We start from the raw sequence: 4,936 nt of genomic DNA, 5'->3' as shown, positions 1-4,936 counted from the left end.
TTTGTTTTGAAGTTCTTTTTTCAGTTTGATAAAAATAGCCTTTTGTTCATTACTTAAGTCATCAGCACTAAAAATTGAAATGCCTTTAGCTCCTTTTTCTTTTGCAAGTCGAATGGCTTTCTCTAAATCTTCAGGTTTTCTCAAGCCTGGACTATATAAGCCTGCAATTATTGGAAAATCAACATCTTTGACACCTTGTTCTGTTGCAAATCCAATCCAGTTGATATTTTCACGATAGAAATTTTGGTAAAGCATTGGGTAAGCAGCGTCAAGATTCCAGTCATTCCAGGCCTGACGTACCATTTGGCGAGACATCTCAGGGAAAGGGAATACGGCAGCAGTCATTTTATGATCTTCGGCGTGTGCAATATCAACAAGCTCGTTTACCAGGCTTGTAATCGCATTTAATCGGTACTGACGCCATTCTGTGCTTAACTCAGGATGTTCAAAATCCATAGGATCTTTATCGAATAGTTTTTTAAAACCTTCACGAGCTATAGGATGGTAACCAAAATCATATTCCGGCATCTCCGTATTTTGTACCAAATCATACTTTGGTTGAAGATCAGCTCCTAAAATGACATCAACATATCTAACGTAATCAAGATGAATAGATGCAAGTCCCTTAATCTTTGAGAGAGTTCTGACATTATTTTTAATGTATTCTCTGGCTTCAGGATGAAATGGACTTAACCATTGGTAATAATCAACATAAGCTCTGTATTCAAGTGAATTTTTACCAAGTCGGTTTACTGCATACCATTCAGGATGTTTGTTAGTAATTTCATTGTTAGGTTGATTAAGTGTCCACATCCAGGCATGAATCTTAATCTTAAAGTCAGCTGCTAAAGCGACAATTTCTTCCAGGTTGTCATGATTCCCGCCAACTAAAACTTCTGAAATCCCCAGTTCCTGATATTGTGTGAATTTCTTCGTCCATACTTCTTTGTCATAGTCCTTTTCAGCATGTGCCCATGTTGCAAAGGTAAACTGATCTTGAACTTGATTGGGTATTTGTTTTGGGGATTGATCACATGCCATTAAGACAAATCCTATAACGATTATTAATAAATTTTTCATGTTTTTTTTGATTTTATCCGATAGGTTCGGGACTGATTAAATACGATTTTAAATATACACTTCGAGACATTCTGCTCGACCGAAAGGTATCAAAGTGATCTCATTTAATTCTGAAGGAATCAAGATGCTCTCCCCTTTTTTGACACGAGTTTTTTCCAGTCCTTTATAGTCAATCTCAAATTCACCATCCAAACAGATATAAATGACAAAAGAATCCAATTCAGTATAGTCCTGGCTAATTTCCTTGTCGAATGACAAACGATTGGTTGTGAAATAGTCACATGTGGCTAGATTGGTCGTGTTGTTTATTTCAGTAGAATAACTTGTGGCATACTTCTTTTCAAGACTGTAATCAATTGCATCTACAGCCTGTTCTGTGTGCAGCTCTCTGGAATTTCCTTGTTTATCGACTCTGTTCCAGTCGTACATTCGATACGTAATGTCTGAAGTTTGTTGAATTTCAGCTAATAGAATACCTTTACCAATGGCATGAACACGACCTGCCGGAATAAAGTAACAGGATCCATTCTGAACTTTCTCGGCGTTTAGAATTTCTTCCAGTTTTCCTTCATTAAGTTTTTGCTGATAGAGCTTCTGATCAACTACCTGATTAAAACCGACAATTAAATTGGCATCCTTTTCGGCATCGAGAACATACCACATTTCGGTTTTTCCAAAAGAATTATGACGCTCTTTTGCCAACTCATCATCAGGATGTACTTGAATAGAAAGTGCATCGTCAGCATCAATAAATTTAATGAGCAGAGGGAATTCCTTTCCAAATTTTTCATAAACCTTTTCACCAACAAGACGGGCACCCAGATTTAGAATGAGATTATTTAAACTTTCTCCTTTTAAGTGACCATTGGCGACAAATGAAATGTCGTTTTTAACGCCTGATATCTCCCAACTTTCGCCATTTTTTTGATTCGAAGGGAAATTCTTAGAGAGAACCGTTTTTAATTTATTTCCACCCCATATGGTTTCTTTAGCTATGGGGGTGAATTTGATCGGGTATAATTGCATGTTTTATTATTTTGATGTTAAGACACCTTCTTCGTTTATAATGAAGGCGTTTTTTGTTTCTGTATTATCAATCTCTACATTAAAGCCTGTTTTTGTTTTGATGAATTTGGCATCGATAAACTGATTAGTGGTATATTGGGCTTTAATATTCTGAGTAAAACCGACTTCTTTTTCCTGAAGGGCTTTGAAGGTACCAAATCTGATATCTCTGAATAGGGCATAAGCGATTTGTTTCACAAGCATATCTTTATCGGCATTAAAGGATATTGAATCAGAATTGTTTTGCTCAGTAAATTGTAGAACGCCCCATTTCTCTGGTTCGTGCATGTTGATGACTTTCTGCTGGCTCCAAACCCAATTGTATTCGCTTAGAAACTTGCCATTTCCCTTTTTTCGTTGGTATTTTCCATCAACCAGAACATGCTCCCATTCTACACGGGAGAAGTTGATTCGCCATTGTTCACCTTCAACAGGCAGGTTCTTATTGATATGTTTTTGTTCGCTTATTTTTTTTAAAGGAATGGCAAACTCAACAGACCATTGGGTGTCGGTATCATCCGATTTATTTAGGGAACCTTTGATGTTAACGGCTGTTTTTAAACCTTCAATATTCCAATCGTCATTTGCTTTTCCACCAACTCGGTAGGGCTTATCAAGAGCCAAATCCCAAACTGTACCTAATGCATTTATCTCTATTTCGATATAGTTTGTTGCGGTACCTGATGGGTCAATAAAAATCTCAAAATCATTATTGTAAAAAATAACCGTATCTCTTTGCTTTAGATTGCCCCATACATGAGGTTCCTCCATTTGTGAGTAAACGTATAAATAGGTGTCATCCCACAACATTTTTACTTTGGTATCGAATTTTGGAATTTTAATCCCCTCAATATCTATAAATGAGTCTGTGAACTGAGCCTCTTGCCAGCTTGCTTCATTGGCAATACCATCTATTTGAATCGCTTCACTTGTTTTTGAAACAATGTAATGATTGGGTTCTACAAGGCTATTGGAAACATCGAAGTGTAATGAATCGTTCTTTGTTTTCTGACTCTCACATGAGATGAATGCAAGTATAATAAGACAGGATAGGATGCTATAGTTTTTCATTCGTAATTGTGTTTTTAGAGACTTTTATTTGGTGAAATGGCATTGTTTTGAAGTTTGCTTAAACTCTCTCACAAGTTTTAACATTTCAAGTCCGATATCAATTTTATAGCCTTTGTTCAGGTAAACGACATCCGCATTGGGTTTTACAATACAGAAAACAGGGTATTCATTTTTCAGACCTTGTCCTGTTTTTGTTTCCAACTGTTGCAGCAGCTGATCATCTTCAACTAAACGAATTTGTTTTGGAAGATACTGTTTACTGATATCGAATGATTCCGTTTGTTTTTCTTTGGGGATAATAAAAGCAATTGAAACAGCTTCTTTTTCGAATTCAGATTTTAGTTTATTAAAATCGACTAAGGCATGTTTGGTAGGCTCTTTATCTGGAGCCAGCCAACCAATAATTAAAAACTTATCTTTTGCTAAATCTTTAAGCTGACTATTGCTATCAAGCTTTAGATCGCAGTATACCTGATTGTTGTAATTTATTTTTAGAACTTCAACATCCAGCTGACGTGTTGTTTTGGCCTCCACTTCGAAGAAGGAAACTTTAGATAAAACACCACCGTTGAGTTTTCTATTCGAAGTGGTGAGCATATAAGATCCTGCTTGTAATAGAAGCTTAGAATCAAAAGCGGATAGCTTTTTCATGAATTCGAATTCCAAACTTCTGTACTTGCCCTTTTCAATTCGTGCAATCGTAAAGTTTTTAAAATATTCAGGATCAATATCAAAACCTTTCGATGTGTTCTTAAGTGTTATATATCCGAAAGAATCAGCAGTGGTCTTATTCGTATCAAAGTTGACATTATGCCAATTGTCTTCGGCATAATATTGAGGTTTAAGCGTGGCAGGTTCAATACGAGAAGGAATTCCATATGTGCGACAAATTGCGACAAAAAGAATATCTCTCGATTCTTCATCAGCGATTCTAAGTTTAAGAGCTCCTACAGGTGTTAGTGGCGTCTTGTAATAATTCTCCTTTTCCGATAGCTTAATGTTCTCAAGCAGCCATTGTTTAATTAGTTGTGGATTTCTTGACGAATCATTTTCAAAGTCTTTATCTAATTCCAATAGGATAAAAGCCTTGAATGGTGATAATATTTCATTTTTTACCCTTGGGTTGAGGATGTATTTATTGTAAATGTCAATATCCTTTATGCTTTGAGGGGAATGATGAATGTTGTCTAATAATACAGAAGCAGGCGTGTCGTGTAAATCTTTGTCAGAAATGGCTGCTAATAATGGAAAAATCAGGGCTTTCTTATTTGCTGGCACCTGCTCGATAAATCGTTTGATTTCAGAATAATTACCTCTCGATTTTTTAAAATAGTTAAGACTTAGTTCCTGATCAATCTTTTGCTTTGTTGCAAAATTCCTTATTTCGTCTTCTGAGATAAATGTATTTTCGTAGGCTTTTCTGATTTTATCTTCATTCTGAAGTTTCTTATCGTTTTCCGCATTGTGAGGGGTAGAGCGGCTAAGTCCTCCTTGCTTAGATGGATTCAGATCGAAATAATAGGCTTTGTCTGCCAAGTCCGTATTTTTAGAAAGCGTGATTTCAATAGCCTTTGTTTTGGTGATATCAATATCGCTAAAAGCATATTTATTATCTTTATTAGCCCAGATAAAAAGGCTGCCAATACCTGTTGTAAATTTACTGATCCCTTGTTTATCGGTTCTTTTAGTGACCAGAGGATAGAATTCGGCGTAATTCAAT

The 4,936-nt window shown here is 36.0% G+C and carries 4 protein-coding genes; all 4 read right to left on the bottom strand.

The annotated features are described in order from the left end of the window. Nucleotides 1-1,080, bottom strand: a 1,080-nt coding sequence (locus ABY905_RS14050; RefSeq protein ID WP_372644952.1) for a family 10 glycosylhydrolase, incomplete at its 3' end; no start/stop codon positions are given. 48 nt (nucleotides 1,081-1,128) lie between these two features. Then, nucleotides 1,129-2,106 carry a type I phosphomannose isomerase catalytic subunit gene (locus ABY905_RS14045; protein ID WP_372644949.1) on the bottom strand — a complete coding sequence of 326 codons (978 nt, stop codon included), beginning with the start codon at nucleotides 2,104-2,106 and terminating at the stop codon, nucleotides 1,129-1,131. A 6-nt stretch (nucleotides 2,107-2,112) separates the two neighbouring features. After that, a complete protein-coding gene (locus ABY905_RS14040; RefSeq protein ID WP_372644948.1) occupies nucleotides 2,113-3,216 on the bottom strand; it encodes a carbohydrate-binding family 9-like protein in 1,104 nt (367 codons plus the stop codon). Between the two features lie 24 nt (nucleotides 3,217-3,240). Then, the coding region (locus ABY905_RS14035) for a transglutaminase domain-containing protein (RefSeq protein WP_372644946.1) at nucleotides 3,241-4,936 on the bottom strand (1,696 nt) is incomplete at its 5' end.

It is taken from the genome of Ancylomarina sp., from assembly GCF_041555295.1.
Lineage (GTDB): Bacteria > Bacteroidota > Bacteroidia > Bacteroidales > Marinifilaceae > Ancylomarina.
Note: the sequence above shows the minus strand (reverse complement) of the source record. Positions and strands in the feature narration are given on the sequence as shown.

What these genes read in the sequence shown, in the direction of transcription:
- ABY905_RS14045 (WP_372644949.1), bottom strand. Translation starts at nt 2,106, where the DNA reads ATGCAATTATACCCGATCAAATTCACCCCCATAGCTAAAGAAACCATA.
- ABY905_RS14040 (WP_372644948.1), bottom strand. Translation starts at nt 3,216, where the DNA reads ATGAAAAACTATAGCATCCTATCCTGTCTTATTATACTTGCATTCATC.